The sequence below is a fragment of the Prauserella endophytica genome (assembly GCF_005146945.1).
GTDB classification, from domain to species: domain Bacteria; phylum Actinomycetota; class Actinomycetes; order Mycobacteriales; family Pseudonocardiaceae; genus Prauserella_A; species Prauserella_A endophytica.
Genome location: NZ_SWMS01000037.1, coordinates 1 through 14,432 on the forward strand (window position 1 = coordinate 1; position 14,432 = coordinate 14,432).

The following is a 14,432-nucleotide window of genomic DNA, read 5'->3' on the forward strand; positions in this document are numbered from 1 at the left end:
GGCCTTCACTGCCGCGGTAGGGGCCACGGACGCGCCGTAGGCCCTAGCCTTCCCTGACGCGCGGCTGGCCGAGCAGGCCCTCGAAGAGGGGCACCTGTTCGGCCAGCCGCGCCGTCATGTCGGCCCGTTCGAGGCCGGCGGCCAGCACGACGGCGCGGTCCCACTCCGGGTCGGCGACGTAGTCCGCGTGCCTGCGCACCCCGGCCACCCAGCGCCTGCCGTTGATGGGCTCGCGCAAGGGGTCCGGCAGCCAGTGGTCGCCGCCGAGCACGAGCGCCCCGGTCGGGCCCTGCACCGCGGGCTCCAGCGCGCCGACGCCGCCGTCGGGCAGGTAGCCGATGCCGAGAAGCTTGTCCTCGGTGACCTGATGCCGCCACGTCGTGGCGCCGCCGCCGAACGTGTCGGTGCCCCGGCACAGCCCGCGCCAGCGCCCGTCGAGCTGCCCGTAGAGGCGGGCGAGCGAGTCGTGCGGGAACACGGCCGGGAACGCGCGCTGGTAGCCCCACTGCAGGGGCGCCCCCGCCGTCACCACGCCGACTCGTTCGCGGTCGGCCGCGGGCAGCTCGGCCGCCAGCCTCGCCGCGCTCATCACCGCGAGCAGCCCGCCGACGTGGTATCCGGCGAGCACCACGCGCGCGCCGGGCTCGGCAAGGTGCTCGCGTGCCCGCTGGGCCAGCTCCGGCACCACCTTGAGCGCGTACGACGGCGGTACGGCGGGGTGCGCCGCCCTCGGCCAGAAGCACACGAGGTCGGAGAACGCGCCGAGGTGACGGCTCCGCTCCGGCCCGGTCGCCGCCGTGTAGACCACCCGCAGCAACCCGGCCGCGAGCCCGCCGAGCGTGAGCACGCCGACGCCGGAGAGCGGGTTCAGCGCGGTCGGCACCGAGCCGAAGCCCAGCCGCACCGCGAGCAGCGCGGCCACACCCACGGCGAGCACGAAGACGATCGTGAGCACGATGCGGTGCAGGTACTTGCGCTCCCAGCTCGACCGCGCCCACGCCGTGGCCGCCTCCTCCTCGTCCTCCTCACGCGTCTCCATGAGCCGGACGACGTCGGGGATGCCACGGCGAGCGCGCCGCAGCGGCACCGCGACCGCGAACCCGAGCACGGCGAGCAGCGCGCCGACCGCGAGCCCAGCGCCCCACAGCAGCGTGATGAGCGTGTAGCTCTCCGGCAGCCGCAGACCACGGGTGCCGACGAGCTCGCGCAGGGCGATCGCGAGCCCAGCGCCGAACCCGCCGCCGAGCAGCCCGGCGAGCGCGAGCGCTGGCGCCGCGGCCCAGCCACCAGCCCACGGCCGCAGCCGCCTCGGCAGCGTGGCCCACGCCGGCCTCGCCAGCAGCGCGGCCGGGATCAGCAGCAGCCCGAACAGCACACACACGACGAGCAGCGCGGCACCGATGCCCTCGACGGTGTCGTCGGTGCCGGTGAGCGTGACCGGCAGCGGCGTCCGCACCACGGCGGCCGCGACCGCGAGCCCCGCCGCGAGCGCCAGCAGCGCCGTCCGCGGCACGACCGGGAGCAGCCGGTGCGCGCGCACCATGGTGGCGAGCACCGCGATGCCCAGTAGCCCGAGCGTGGCGAACCACAGCACGGCGTCGGCGGTCCGCTCCGGCACCCGCAGCGGGCCACCGAGCAGCAGCAGCGCGACGCACGCGAGCGCGGCGACCGTGTGCACGCAGCGCAGCATCGCGGTGTCGGCGCCGTCGACCAGCTCGTCACCGGGCAGTCCCTTGCCGGGGAGCGGGCGTCGTTCCGGCGCGCTCACCTTCCACTTCGCCGACGACACCCGGAAGAGCACGAACACCACCAGCAACAGGGGCACCACGCCGAGCGCCATGCGCACCCCGTCGACGTCCCGCACCCAGGACGGCGCGGCCGTGAGGCATCCGCTGCCCGGCGCCAGGCACTGCGCGGCGAACAGGTCGAGCGTCACCACGGCGAGCTGGCTCACCAGCAGCATCGTGAGCAGCAACGCGGCGAGGCGCAGCAGGCCCCGGCACAGCACGCCGAGCACCGAGGGCAACCGCTTGCCCTCGGGCGCCGGCGGCAGCATCCAGTGCGCCACGTTGGCTAGTGAGAACGGGAACAGCAGCGCCCACGTGGCCTTCGCGGCGCCGCCCGAGGTCATCCGGCTCCACAGGTAACCCTCCAACGTGCGCGGCACCGACCGGCCGAGCGCCTGCAGGACCGGGCCGGGCGCGGGCCTGCGCAGCCGGTCGGAGGGGCGGATCACGCGGCCGACTCCGTCACCGGCCACGTCGACCGTGCCGACGGAGTCGAGCAACGACTCGCCACTCGTACCTATCAGCCCCGGAACGCGCAGTTCGACGACGCGGGCATCGGGGCCGGGGAGGGGCACCTGGGGATCTCCTCGCTGGTTGGCAGGACGACGAACGAACAAACAACGGTAATGTGCAGGTGTCGGTCCGTCCGGTTGGCGGCACAGCGAGTCTGGAGGATTGTTCCGAGATGGCCCCTGAAAGCGTTGCTTCTCTGCACCAGACGCGAAACGGTGTGGAGTTCGCGGTCGCCGATCTGGCGCTCGCGGAGTTCGGTCGCAAGGAGATCCGGCTGGCCGAACACGAGATGCCGGGGCTGATGGCGCTGCGCAGGGAGTACGCCGACGTGTACCCGTTGCGGGGCGCGCGGGTGTCCGGCTCGCTGCACATGACCGTGCAGACGGCGGTGCTGATCGAGACGCTGGTCGCCCTCGGCGCTGAGGTTCGCTGGGCCTCGTGCAACATCTTCTCCACGCAGGACCACGCGGCCGCCGCCGTGGTGGTGGGCCCGCACGGGACGCCGGAGGAGCCGCGGGGCGTGCCGGTGTTCGCGTGGAAGGGTGAGTCGCTCGCCGAGTACTGGTGGTGCACCGAGCGGATGCTGACCTGGGACGGCAGTGATGGTGCCGGTCCGAACATGATCCTCGACGATGGCGGCGACGCCACGATGCTCGTGCACAAGGGCACCGAGTACGAGCGCGCCGGAGTGGTGCCCGCTGCCGACGACAACGACCCCGACGAGTGGAAGGTCTTCCTGCAGCTGCTGCGGGACTCGCTGGCCGCCGACACCGGCAAGTGGACCAAGATCGGCGAGGGCATCCGGGGCGTCACCGAGGAGACCACCACCGGCGTGCTGCGGCTGTACCAGCTCGCCGCGGCCGGCGAGCTGCTGTTCCCGGCCATCAACGTCAACGACTCGGTGACCAAGAGCAAGTTCGACAACAAGTACGGCATCCGGCACTCGCTGATCGACGGCATCAACCGCGGCACCGACGTGCTCATCGGCGGCAAGGTCGCGGTGGTGTGCGGGTACGGCGACGTCGGCAAGGGCGCCGCCGAGTCGCTGCGCGGGCAGGGCGCGCGCGTGGTGGTCACCGAGATCGACCCGATCTGCGGGCTGCAGGCCGCGATGGACGGCTTCCCGGTCAAGACGCTGGAGTCGGTGCTGCCAGAGGCCGACATCGTGATCACCACGACGGGCAACAAGGACGTCGTGATGGCCGAGCACATGGCCCGGATGAAGCACCAGACGATCGTGGGCAACATCGGCCACTTCGACAACGAGCTGGACATGGCCGGCCTCGCGCGTTACCCCGGGATCCGCAGGGAGAACATCAAGCCGCAGGTCGACGAGTGGACCTTCCCGGACGGTCACTCGATCATCGTGCTCTCCGAGGGGCGCCTGCTGAACCTCGGCAACGCCACGGGGCACCCGAGCTTCGTGATGTCGAACAGCTTCTCCAACCAGGTCATCGCGCAGGTGGAGCTGTTCACCAAGCACGAGGAGTACGACAGGGAGGTGTACCGGCTGCCGAAGAAGCTCGACGAGAAGGTCGCCAAGATCCACCTCCAGGCCCTCGGTGGCGAGCTGACCAAGCTGACCAAGGAGCAGGCCGAGTACATCGACGTCGACGTGGAGGGCCCGTACAAGTCGGACCACTACCGCTACTGACGCACCAGGGCCGCATCTCGCCGTGGCGCCGCACGACGCGGCGGCACTCGTCGGCGGTGAGCCGGTGATGTTCGTGACACGGGACGAACGGCAGGGCGAGGTGGCGAAGGCGAACGGCCTCGAGGTGCGCTGACTACAGTGGCCACGTGGGTCGACTGGTGGTCATCGAAGGTCTCGACGGGGCGGGCAAGCGCACGCTGAGCGACGCGCTGACGAAGGCGCTGCACGACCTGGGCTCGAGCGTGGCGACGCTCGCGTTCCCCCGCTACGGCGAGAGTGTGCACGCCGACCTCGTCCGGGAGGCGCTGCACGGCGAGCACGGGGACCTCGGCGAGTCCGTGTACGGCATGGCGCTGCTGTACGCGCTCGACCGGCGCGACGCCGCCGAGGCCATCCGCGCCGACCTGCGCACCCACGACGTCGTGCTGCTCGACCGCTACGTCGCCTCGAACGCCGCCTACCAGGCCGCCCGCCTGCACGAGGGCGCGGACAGTCCCGTGGTGGAGTGGGTGCGGGGGCTGGAGATCGACCGCTTCGGGCTGCCCGTCCCCGACGCGCACGTCCTGCTGCGCGTCTCGCCGGAGGTCGCCGCCGCCCGCGCCGAGAGCCGGGCGCGGGCGGACGCCGACCGCCGCAAGGACGCCTTCGAGTCCGACGACGACCTGCAGGCCCGGTGCGCAGCCGTATACGACGAGCTGGCCGCGCGCGACTGGCTCTCGCGCTGGCACGTCGTCGACGGCGCCGAGCGGGTCGACGCCGCCGCGCTCGCAGAGGCGATCACCCGGCCAGGCGCTTGAGCAGCCAGTCGTGGAACTCGCCGATGTGGTGTTCGGAGGGGGCGAGCACGCCGCCGTCCGCGTAGGAGCTTGAGTTCATCGCGGGCCGGCAGCGCTCGCACGCCGCGAAGTTCTGCTCGTTCACGCGGCGGAACGGTTCCATCGACGGGGAGATGTCCCGTCCCGCCCCGACGACCTCCGGTGAGTACAGCCAGTCGCACTCGACCACCTGCGGTCGGCGGCGAGCGGGAACATCCGGTGCACGATCACGTGGTCGGGCAGGGGCTGCATGTGCGTGCTCGGATGAACTTGTGGTCGAGGGCAGGCGCCTGGCTCAGTGAGGTGGGGCCGGTGATCGCAGGTGCGGGGGTTGCCATCGCCAGGTGGGGTTGCCGTTGGCAGCGATACCTTTGCGCCACAAGGGTGCGGGCATCAGCCGGATCATGGTGACCATGGCTCGGTGGGCGGTTCTGGAGGTGGTGCGTCGGCCGTCGGTGCGGGCCCCCCGGGCGGTGGCTTGGGTTCGCGGGCGACGTTCGGTGTCGTAGCGGAAGAGGGCCGCCTCGATCGCGTTCTCGTCGGCGAGGGCGGCGGCGAGAACGACGGCGTCCTCAATGGACTGCCCGGCGCCCTGGCCGCGGTCCGGGCTCATCGCGTGGGCGGCGTCGCCCAGTAGCGCTACCCGACCGTGGACGTAGGTCGGCAACGGGTCCAGGTCGTGGATGTCGATGTGGATGATCCGCTCGTCCGGGGTGGCGTCGATCAGCTGCGGGATCGGCTCGTGCCAGGTGGCGACTCGGTGGGCTACCTCGACCTTGTCGTGGTCGTAGCGGAGGCCGGGCTCGTCGGCGGTGGTGACGTGGGCCCAGTACGCGCGGCCGCGGGCGATGGGGTGGATGAGGAAGTAGCCGCCTGGACCGAGCGTCATGCTGCCGGGCAGGTCGGCGATCTCGGCGATGCCCAGCCATGCGGTGCGGCCCAGGAAGCGAGGTGGCGGCGCGTCCGGCCACAGCAGCCGGCGGACGGTGCTGCGGATGCCGTCGGCGGCGACGACCAGTTCGGCGTTTAGCTCGGTGTCGCCGCACGCGACGGTTACCGAGCTGTCGTCCTGCCATACCGCGGTGACCTCCGCATCCGTGCGGACCCAGCCGGTAGGCAGCGCGTCGAGAAGCACCTGGTGCAGGTCGGCGCGGTGGAAGGCCAGCAGCGCGGTGGTGTCGGCGGGTCGGGCGCGTTGCAGGTAGCGCCCGTCGGGCAGGCGGAGGTTGCCGGAGGCGTGGGTAGGCACCCCGACCGACCGGGCTTGCTCCTCGACACCGAGTTCGGTCAGCGCGCGCAGGGCGTTGGGGGACTGGGACATGCCCGCGCCGATCTCGCCCAGTTCGGGTGCGCGCTCCAGCACGGTGGCCTGCCAGCCGATCCGGTGCAGGGCCAACGCGGCGGCCAGTCCGCCGATGCCGCCGCCGACCACGATCGCTTGCCTGGTCATGCTGTGTCCCCGCCGGTCGGGTCGTCGGTGTGCAGGGGTGGCGCGTTGTCGAACACCGCGGCCATCCATTCGAAGGTGGCGTGCGCCTCGCGAACGCGCCCGGCGCGGCCGTCGTCCGGGCCGACCAGGTCCAGGCCCTTGCGGGTGATGTCGAGGAATGAAGTGATGCCAGCGATCTGCCTGCGGACTACGACCGCCCAGGCTCCTTCCGCCATCCGGTAGTAGACCGTCCGCTCGCCCGGCCGGGTCCGGCTGGTCAGAAACCCCATGCTGGACAACACCCGCAGGTTCGAGGTCAACGAGGCGCGACTGGCGCCGATGGCTTCGCTGATCTGCCCGGCGGACTGCTCCGGCGGGTCGCAGACCATCAGCCAACCCAACACCCGCCCGGCGATCGGCGGCACACCGTCGCGCGCCAGGTACATCGCGACCTGCTCCACCCACTCCAGCAACGCCTTTTGCTCGCCCACGCGACCCACTTCCTGCAGCAATTTCAGCATAAGCTAAACTCACTGTAACACTCGACGAACTCGTGGGGCGTACCAAGGGAGAGCCGGGAAGTGCTGTTCGAGGCCGAGCACCCGCTGCCCGCGCTCGGCGACATGGGCCGCGGCGCTGCCCATGTCGCCGAGCCCGATCACGTCGTACGCCACCTCGTTCCCCCTCAGGACCGCACCGCCACCTTCGGCGGGCAGCCACGCGTAGGCGATGTTGAGCCCGGCCTCCCACAGCAGGCGCCCGAGGTCGGCCGTGGTGTAGAGCTCCCAGCCCAGTTCGCCCACATAGGACAGTCGCAGCGCGGTGCGGGCGCGTTGCCCACGAAGGTCTCCGCGCCCTTGAAGTAGCCGAGCGCCTTGGGTGAGAGGTCCGTTGTGGACAGAGGCTGGAGCATGTCGCGTGCCTTCGGCCCCCACAGCCCGGCGCAGCACGTGCCGGAGGTGGTCTCGCGCAGGCTCACCGCGCCGTCGCCGGGCAGCCGCCTGCGCAGCCAGTCGATGTCGAGCGGACTGTTGAGCCCGACCTGGAAGCGTTCCGCGTCGAGCCGGGCCACGGTCAGGTCATTCCACGTGGCAAGCCCGTTCTGGCAGGTGGGTTACGCGGGGAAGTGGCCGAGCTGGCCGGACAGTTCCGCGGCCGCCGCGGTCATGGGCCGGACGAGCTGACGGATCCGCTGCCGGGAGAGCCGGTAGGACGGCCCCGACGCGCTCATCGCGGCGATCACCTCGCCGCCGTTGCCGTAGATCGGCACCGCGACGGCATGCAGGCCGAGTTCGAACTCCTCGAAACAGGCGGCGTAGCCGTCGTCGGCGACGCGTTCCAGCTCGGCGGCCAGCTCGTCCGGCGCCGTGAGGGTGCGCGGGGTGAACTCCTCCAGCCTGCGGTGCAGCACCTTGCGCCGCTCGGCGCTGTTCATGAAGGCCAGCAGCACCTTGCCGCTCGAAGTGGCGTGCAAGGGGGTCCGCCTGCCGGTCCAGTTCTGCGCCGCGACCGAGGCGGTGCCAACAGCCTGGCTGATGTTGATCGCGATCCCGCCGTCGGCGACGGCGATGTTCACGGTCTCGCCGAGGGAATCGGCGAGCGACTGGCAGGTCTGCGTGCCGAGTCTGGCGAGGTCCATGCGCCCGGTCGCGGCGCCCGCTAGCCGCACGATGCCGAACCCGATGGCGTACTTTCCGCGTTCTCCGAGCTGTTCGACGAGGTTTCTGTTCTCCAGCGCGGCCACGAGTCTCGACGCGGTCGACTTGTGCACGCCCAGTTCGTCCGCGATCTCCGTGATCCCCGCTTCGCCGTTGCGGGCGAGCAGTTCGAGCACGTTGATCGCCCGGTCCACGGACTGGACCGGGCTGGCGGCTCCCTTGGCCTCATCGGAGTTCCGCATGGCGCAACACTAACTCGTGAACGCAAGACCACTGGGCCGTCCGGGGGACATCGGCGCGTAATAGGCAGGTGAACTCCCGGACGGGCGAGAGCTTCGGCGCGGATTGTTGCGTATGGCGATATTGATCGCGTAATACGCAACAGATCGTTATCGGAGGTCAGAAATGATCCGAGTCTGCGATGTCGCGGACCTTCCCGAGGGGAGGCCGTGCGCATCCTCGCGCACGTACCGATCGCCGTCTTCGACGCCGAGGGCGGCTACTACGCCGTCGACGACACCCGCACCCACCAGGACGCCTCGCTCGCCGACGGCTGGGTGGAGGGGTGCTTCGTCGAGTGTCCGCTGCACGCGGCCTCGTTCGACCTGCGCACGGGCGAGCCGACCTGCCTGCCCGCGAAACAGCCCGTGCGCACCTACCCGGTGCTCGTGAGCGACGGGGTGGTCTACGTCGAGACGAACGTCCGGGAAGAGGTCGCATGAGGACGGTCGGGGTCGTGGGCACCTCGCTCGCCGGACTGCGCGCCGCGCAGGACCTGCGGGCGCAGGGCTGCTCCGGACGGCTCCGACGGCGTCGTCGCCACCGACGCCACGGCGAAAACCCTTGCGGGCACAGCAGAACTGCTCGGTGTCCACGCCCTGCGGACCCTCGACGACGCGCTCTCCCTGCGGGCGGAGCTCACCGACGGCGCGCGGGTCGTGGTGATCGGAGCCGGGTTCATCGGCGCCGAGGTGGCTTCGGCGTGCCACGCGCTCGGCTGCGCCGTCACGGTCGTGGAGGCGGCTCCCGTGCCGCTGGCGGGGGTCCTTGGCGAGCGGATGGGCGCCGTCGCGGCGGGGCTGCACAGCGACAACGGCGTCCGGCTGCTCGCGGGCACCGGAGTGACCGGAGTGACGGCGGCGAGCGGCCGCGTCACGGGCGTCTCGCTCGCCGACGGGTCGTGGCTGCCTGCCGAGGTGGTCGTGACCGGTATCGGGAGTACACCCGCGACCGAATGGCTCGCCGGTTCGGGACTCGCCGTCGGCCACGGGGTGTGCTGCGATCCCGGCTGTGTCACGAGCAATTCCCGCGTGGTCGCCGTCGGCGACGTCGCAGGCGGTGAGCACTGGACGACCGCGAGTGAACAACCCCGCATCGCCGTGCGGAATGGTTCGTCGCGACCTACCACCGCGAGGGCGTGCTCACCGGGGTGCTCGCGATGAACCGGCCGAGGCCGTTCCTGCGGCTGCGCAAGCGCCTGGAACACGACGCGGCGATCGTCCAACTGGGCTAGTCTCGGCGCCAGATGGCCGGGTCATGCGAAGTGGCGTGCGAAGTGGTGCGAATATGTGCTCATGAAGGCACGTGTGCTGGTCGTCGATGACGACCCCGCCCTGGCTGAGATGCTGACCATCGTGCTCCGCGGCGAGGGGTTCGACACCGCCGTGGTCGCCGACGGTTCGCGCGCGCTGCCCGCGCTGCGCGAGCTGAAGCCGGACCTCGTGTTGCTCGACCTGATGTTGCCGGGCATGAACGGGATCGACGTCTGCAAGGCGATCAGGGCCGAGTCCGGGGTTCCGATCGTGATGCTCACGGCCAAGAGCGACACCGTGGACATCGTGCTCGGCCTCGAGTCCGGTGCCGACGACTACGTCGTCAAGCCGTTCAAGCCCAAGGAGCTCGTCGCGCGCGTGCGCGCCCGCATGCGCCGCACCGAGTCGGAGCCCGCCGAGAGCCTCACCATCGGAGACCTGGTCATCGACGTGCCGGGGCACGAGGTCACCAGGGAGGGCAAGGCCATCCCGCTCACGCCGCTGGAGTTCGACCTCCTCGTCGCGCTGGCCCGCAAGCCCCGCCAGGTGTTCACCCGCGAGGTCCTGCTGGAGCAGGTGTGGGGCTACCGGCACGCCGCCGACACGCGCCTGGTGAACGTCCACGTCCAGCGCCTGCGGTCCAAGGTGGAGAAGGATCCGGAGCACCCGGAGGTCGTGCTGACCGTGCGCGGTGTGGGTTACAAGGCCGGCCCACCATAATCGAGCCATGAGACAACGACTGGCCTCCTTCGGCTGGTCGGCGATAGCGCTGGCCCGTCGCGCGGCGACGTACGGCCGGCGCAAGGTCGTCGCGTTCGGCGAGCTCTGGCGGCACTCGGTGCAGTTCCGCGTGACCGTCTCGACGCTTGCCCTGTCGTCGGCCGTGGTGTTCGTGCTCGGCATGGTGTTGCAGAACCAGATCACCGAGCGGCTGATGGACACCAAGGAGCGGGCCGCGATCGCCCAGCTCCAGGTGGTCGTGCAGACGGCCGAGAGCGAGCTCGTCGGTGACGCGGGCCAAGACGAGGCACTGCGCAACCGGCTGAACAACGCGATCAAGAAGATCACCAGCAGTTCGACGGCGACCCAGGACACCGCCAGCTCGGCGGCGGGCGCGTTCGAACCGGTGCTCGCCGCTGGCGACCCCGACGAGACCTCCGAGCACGCGGTCTACGCGGGGCCCTACGACAAGGTGCCGGGCGGGCTGCGCAACTTCGTCGAGAACAACTCGCAGGCCAAGCAGATCCACACCGCGGAGGGCATCACCTACCTCGTCGTCGGCACCCCGGTGACCACGACGACCCGGCCGCTGCAGCTGTACCTGCTGTTCCCCCTCACCACCGAGCAGAACACCGTCGCGACGGTGCAGAACACGCTGCTCGTCGGTTGTCTGGTCCTGCTGCTCCTGCTCGCCGGCATCACGAACATGGTCACCCGCCAGGTCGTCCGGCCGGTCCGCCGTGCTGCCGAAGCCGCTGAGCGCTTCGCCGAGGGCGAGCTCGACCGCAGGCTCGACGTGGTCGGCGAGGACGATCTCGCCAAGCTCGCGCTGTCCTACAACGAGATGGCGGCGAGCATCCAGCGGCAGATCCGGCAGCTGGAGGAGTTCGGTCAGCTGCAACGCCGGTTCACCTCGGACGTCTCCCACGAGCTGCGTACCCCGCTCACCACGGTCCGCATGGCCGCCGACGTCCTGCACGCCTCGCGCGAGCAGTTCCCGGCCGGCCTCGCCCGGTCAACGGAGCTGCTGGTCGACGAACTCGACCGGTTCGAGACGCTGCTGGGGGACCTGCTGGAGATCAGCAAGCTCGACGCGGGCGTCGAGGAGCTGTCGGCGGAGCTGATCGACGTCCGCCCGATCGCGCGCCGGGCCGTCGAGCAGGTCAAGGTCATCGCGGGCACCGCGGGCAGCGACATCGAGCTGGACCTGCCGGAGGAGGAGGTCACCGCCGAGGTCGACGCCCGCAGGGTCGAGCGGATCCTGCGCAACCTGCTCGCCAACGCGGTCGACCACGGCGAGGGCGAACCCGTGCGACTGCGCCTCGTGGCCAGTGACGACGCCGTCGCGCTGACCGTGCGCGACTACGGTGTCGGCCTGCGGGCGGGGGAGGCCGAGCTGGTGTTCAACCGGTTCTGGCGCGCCGACCCCTCGCGCAACCGGCGCACCGGCGGCACCGGGCTCGGCCTTGCCATCAGCCAGGAGGACGCCCGCCTGCACGGCGGCACCCTCGACGCGTGGGGCGAGCTCGACAGGGGCTCGTGCTTCCGGCTCACGCTGCCGAGGCGGGTCGGCGAGCCGCCGGGGGAGAGCCCGCTGCCGCTGCCGCCCGAGGACGCCGCTCCGGCGCGCGCCCCGGAGCCCGTGCAGCGCAACGGGCACGCCGAGCTGACGGTCACGGTCGTGGAACACGAGGAGGTCCGGTGATCCGGGGCAGGTTCCGCGTGCTGCTCGCGGTGCTCGCATGCGTCGTGACCCTCGGCGGGTGCGCGGCCATCCCCGCGGAGTCGCAGCCGGAGGCCATCCCGCGCGAGCGGCTCGGCCAACCGACCCAGGAGGTGCCGGAGCCGACGCCCGACCTCGACCCGCTGTCGGTGGTGCGCGAGTTCGTCCGCGCGAGCGCGCAGCCCACCAACGACCACGCCGCCGCGCGCGCCTACCTCTCCGGCAACACCCGCAGGGAGTGGAAGCCCGACCAGTCGCTGGCGATCATCGAGGACGAGTTCGGCACGGTATACGGGCCCGGCAGCCAGCAGTCGCCCGACGCCGACGAGCGGCTCGTGATGCTACGCGGCAACTTCGTCGGCAGGCTCGGCTCGGACAGCGCGTTCATCCCCTCCGACGAGCCGGTGCAGGTGCCGGTGCGGTTGCGGCTGCAGGCCGACGGGCAGTGGCGCATCGTCGATCCGCCCGACAGCATCCTGGTGACCTACAGCGACTTCACCGACAGCTACTTCCGCGTGCCGGTGTACTTCTTCGCTCCTGACTCCAGCGCGCTCGTGCCCGACCTGCGTTACGTCGTCGCGCGGCCGCAGTCGGGCCTGCCCGCTCGGGTGATGGACCTGCTGCTCGCCGGGCCGTCGAACGGGCTGAGCGGCGCCGTGCGCAACCCGCTCGGGGAGTCGGCGACGCTCGAGAGCAACGTGACGGGTGCGAACGACGGGGCGCTCGTGGTGCCGCTGAGCGGCGTCGAGGAGCAGAGCGTGCAGGCCAAGGAGCTCATCGCCGCGCAGGTGGTCCGCTCCCTCCAGTACGTGACCACGAGCCGCATCAGACTGCTCTCCGACGGCACAGCGCTCGTGCCGGGCCACATCGACTGGCGGCCGAGCGAGGTGCCCGCGTACGAGGCACAGGCCTCCCCCAGCTCGGAGCTGCCGGGGCTGATGGCGGTGGGCGGCCAGCTCCGCTCGCTCGGCACCGGCGCGCCCATCGACGGCCCCGCCGGTGACGGGTCGTACACCGTGGAGAGCGCGGCGCAGTCGATCACCGGCGACCAGCTCGCGGTGGTCGAGCGGGTCGGGCCCGCCGTGCGCCTGCGGGTGGGCGACTACGGAGCCGAGGACCGGATCGTCGACCTGCCCGGCATGACAATGACGCGGCCGAGCTGGCGGCCCGCGACGTCGAGCGGGGGCAAGTCGGGCGAGCTGTGGACCGTCGTCGACGGGTCCAACGTCGTGCGGGTCCTGCGCGGGCCGGACGGTCGGTGGCTTCCGCAGTCGGTGAACGCCTCCGAGGTGCTCGCGGTCGGGCCCATCACGGGCCTGCGGCTGTCCAGGGACGGCTCGCGGGTGGCGATGATCGCGGGCGGGCACGTGGTGGTCGCCTCGGTGGTGCGTGCGCCGGACGGCTCGTCGGTGACCCTGCGCGCGCCGAGGATCCTGCAGGCAGGGGAGCTGCACAGCGTGGTGGACGTCGACTGGATCAGCCAGGACACGCTCATCGTGGCGACGGGTTCCGACTCGATCCCGGTCGCGCGCGTGCCCGTCGACGGCCTACGGCTCGATCAGTTCAACAGCTCCAACCTCACGCCGCCGATGCGGGCCATCACGGCGGCGCCGGGCAGGCCGATCGTGGTGGCCGACGCGAGCGGGTTGTGGACGGCGAGCGACGTGGGTGACGTGTGGCGCCCGCACCCGCACAGCAGGCCGGAGGCGAAGCCCTTCTATCCCGGCTGAACCGGAACTGTCGGTGGTGGCCCGCATGCTGGCGGGCGTGCTCACCCGTCGACTGTCCTCCATGGGCCTGGCCACGCTCGACCTGCTGCTGCCCTCCACCTGCGCGGGCTGCGGGCGGCGGGGCTCCCCGTGCTGCCCGGAGTGCGCCGCCGCGTTCGGCGCGCCCCGGCCCAGAGGTGAGGGCGTCTACGCGCTGGCCGCCTACGACGGCGTGGCCAGGCGGCTCGTGCTCGGCTACAAGGAGCGCGGGCGTCGCGACCTCGCCGAGCCGCTCGGGCGACTGCTCGCCGGTGCCGTGCCATACCTGCCCGGGGCGCGGCCGGACCAGCACGGCACATGGTGGCTCGTGCCGGTGCCCTCCCGCAGGTCGGCCGCTCGAGCGCGGGGCGGGCCGCACGTGCTCGGCCTGGCCAGGTGCTGCGCGGCCGTGCTCGCGCGGGGCGGCCGCCCCGCTGCCGTGGCCCCGGCGCTCGAGCTGGCGCCTGGCGTTCGGGACGCCGTCGGCCTCGATCGCGCGCAGCGCGCCGCCAACCTGGAGGGCAGGCTGCTGCTGCGGTCCGCGGGAGGCCCGCCAGCGGGCGCTCCGATCGTGCTGCTCGACGACGTCGTGACCACGGGGGCCACGCTGGCGGCGGCGCGACGGACGCTGACCCTCGCCGGGTTCGAGGTAGCCGCGGCGCTCACCCTGACGGCGGTCTGATCGGAGGGCTTGTCGGAAACTTTCACTCGATCGGGTGGGTGGGAACCCGGCGGCGGAGCCCGCGCGTTGGAGGGGTATGAGGCGGCCCGCTGTCACCCCGACGCAGGCATGGGTGAGCCGCGCGCGCCTGGGTGATGCCCGCAGGGGCGGTGCGCTGCTCCGAACGGGGCC

Annotated in this window: 13 protein-coding genes and 2 pseudogenes; 8 read left to right on the top strand and 7 right to left on the bottom strand. The window is 71.8% G+C overall.

Annotation, left to right across the window (positions count from 1 at the left end; genetic code table 11):
- Window positions 1–43: 43 nt before the first annotated feature.
- Window positions 44–2,362, bottom strand: coding sequence for a hypothetical protein (locus tag FCN18_RS35265; RefSeq protein ID WP_137097255.1), 2,319 nt, complete (start codon window positions 2,360–2,362; stop codon window positions 44–46).
- Window positions 2,363–2,472: 110 nt separating this feature from the next.
- Here FCN18_RS35265 and ahcY point away from each other — a divergent pair, with 110 nt between their 5' ends.
- Both ahcY and FCN18_RS35280 read left to right on the top strand, forming a co-directional pair.
- Entirely contained in the window at window positions 2,473–3,954 is a 1,482-nt protein-coding gene (ahcY, locus tag FCN18_RS35270; protein WP_112270929.1) for an adenosylhomocysteinase, read from the top strand.
- 146 nt (window positions 3,955–4,100) lie between these two features.
- On the top strand, window positions 4,101–4,751 hold the full coding sequence (locus tag FCN18_RS35280) for a dTMP kinase (protein WP_112270931.1): 651 nt from the start codon (window positions 4,101–4,103) through the stop codon (window positions 4,749–4,751).
- Here the strand turns inward: FCN18_RS35280 and FCN18_RS35285 are convergent.
- From FCN18_RS35285 to FCN18_RS35305, 6 genes and pseudogenes are all read right to left on the bottom strand, one after another.
- Window positions 4,732–5,012: pseudogene (locus tag FCN18_RS35285) on the bottom strand (SRPBCC family protein); the annotation flags it as partial. The gene FCN18_RS35280 and the pseudogene FCN18_RS35285 sit on opposite strands and share 20 nt — an antisense overlap.
- Before the next feature lie 52 nt (window positions 5,013–5,064).
- Window positions 5,065–6,219: an FAD-dependent monooxygenase gene (locus FCN18_RS35290; RefSeq protein ID WP_137097256.1), complete on the bottom strand. Its 1,155-nt coding sequence runs from the start codon at window positions 6,217–6,219 to the stop codon at window positions 5,065–5,067.
- Complete coding sequence (locus FCN18_RS35295) at window positions 6,216–6,719, bottom strand: GbsR/MarR family transcriptional regulator (protein ID WP_228714283.1); 504 nt, start codon at window positions 6,717–6,719, stop codon at window positions 6,216–6,218. The genes FCN18_RS35290 and FCN18_RS35295 overlap by 4 nt, the downstream gene beginning before the upstream one ends.
- A 9-nt stretch (window positions 6,720–6,728) precedes the next feature.
- Window positions 6,729–7,001 carry a hypothetical protein gene (locus tag FCN18_RS40775; protein WP_323808401.1) on the bottom strand — a complete coding sequence of 91 codons (273 nt, stop codon included), beginning with the start codon at window positions 6,999–7,001 and terminating at the stop codon, window positions 6,729–6,731.
- Window positions 6,884–7,270, bottom strand: coding sequence for a hypothetical protein (locus FCN18_RS39905; RefSeq protein WP_323808400.1), 387 nt, complete (start codon window positions 7,268–7,270; stop codon window positions 6,884–6,886). The genes FCN18_RS40775 and FCN18_RS39905 overlap by 118 nt, the downstream gene beginning before the upstream one ends.
- 42 nt (window positions 7,271–7,312) lie before the next feature.
- The gene (locus FCN18_RS35305; RefSeq protein ID WP_112270937.1) at window positions 7,313–8,098 is read right to left on the bottom strand and encodes an IclR family transcriptional regulator; all 786 of its coding nucleotides are present in this window, start codon (window positions 8,096–8,098) and stop codon (window positions 7,313–7,315) included.
- A 163-nt stretch (window positions 8,099–8,261) separates the two neighbouring features.
- Here FCN18_RS35305 and FCN18_RS35310 point away from each other — a divergent pair.
- The 6 genes and pseudogenes from FCN18_RS35310 (at window position 8,262) to FCN18_RS35335 (ending at window position 14,261) form a co-directional block, all read left to right on the top strand.
- A pseudogene (locus tag FCN18_RS35310) lies at window positions 8,262–8,578 on the top strand (bifunctional 3-phenylpropionate/cinnamic acid dioxygenase ferredoxin subunit).
- 138 nt (window positions 8,579–8,716) lie between these two features.
- Window positions 8,717–9,298 carry an FAD-dependent oxidoreductase gene (locus FCN18_RS35315; RefSeq protein WP_369973659.1) on the top strand — a complete coding sequence of 194 codons (582 nt, stop codon included), beginning with the start codon at window positions 8,717–8,719 and terminating at the stop codon, window positions 9,296–9,298.
- 132 nt (window positions 9,299–9,430) lie between these two features.
- Window positions 9,431–10,108, top strand: coding sequence for an MtrAB system response regulator MtrA (gene mtrA / locus FCN18_RS35320; RefSeq protein ID WP_112270940.1), 678 nt, complete (start codon window positions 9,431–9,433; stop codon window positions 10,106–10,108).
- 7 nt (window positions 10,109–10,115) lie between these two features.
- The gene (gene mtrB / locus FCN18_RS35325; protein WP_113644967.1) at window positions 10,116–11,813 is read left to right on the top strand and encodes an MtrAB system histidine kinase MtrB; all 1,698 of its coding nucleotides are present in this window, start codon (window positions 10,116–10,118) and stop codon (window positions 11,811–11,813) included.
- Window positions 11,810–13,561 (top strand): LpqB family beta-propeller domain-containing protein, encoded by a 1,752-nt coding sequence (locus FCN18_RS35330; protein WP_112270944.1) that lies wholly within the window; start codon window positions 11,810–11,812, stop codon window positions 13,559–13,561. The genes mtrB and FCN18_RS35330 overlap by 4 nt, the downstream gene beginning before the upstream one ends.
- 25 nt (window positions 13,562–13,586) lie before the next feature.
- On the top strand, window positions 13,587–14,261 hold the full coding sequence (locus FCN18_RS35335) for a ComF family protein (protein WP_228714284.1): 675 nt from the start codon (window positions 13,587–13,589) through the stop codon (window positions 14,259–14,261).
- Window positions 14,262–14,432: the final 171 nt, after the last annotated feature.

What these genes read in the sequence shown, in the direction of transcription:
- FCN18_RS35290 (WP_137097256.1), bottom strand. Translation starts at nt 6,219, where the DNA reads ATGACCAGGCAAGCGATCGTGGTCGGCGGCGGCATCGGCGGACTGGCC.
- FCN18_RS35335 (WP_228714284.1), top strand. Translation starts at nt 13,587, where the DNA reads ATGCTGGCGGGCGTGCTCACCCGTCGACTGTCCTCCATGGGCCTGGCC.
- mtrB (WP_113644967.1), top strand. Translation starts at nt 10,116, where the DNA reads ATGAGACAACGACTGGCCTCCTTCGGCTGGTCGGCGATAGCGCTGGCC.
- ahcY (WP_112270929.1), top strand. Translation starts at nt 2,473, where the DNA reads ATGGCCCCTGAAAGCGTTGCTTCTCTGCACCAGACGCGAAACGGTGTG.
- mtrA (WP_112270940.1), top strand. Translation starts at nt 9,431, where the DNA reads ATGAAGGCACGTGTGCTGGTCGTCGATGACGACCCCGCCCTGGCTGAG.
- FCN18_RS35295 (WP_228714283.1), bottom strand. Translation starts at nt 6,719, where the DNA reads ATGCTGAAATTGCTGCAGGAAGTGGGTCGCGTGGGCGAGCAAAAGGCG.
- FCN18_RS35305 (WP_112270937.1), bottom strand. Translation starts at nt 8,098, where the DNA reads ATGCGGAACTCCGATGAGGCCAAGGGAGCCGCCAGCCCGGTCCAGTCC.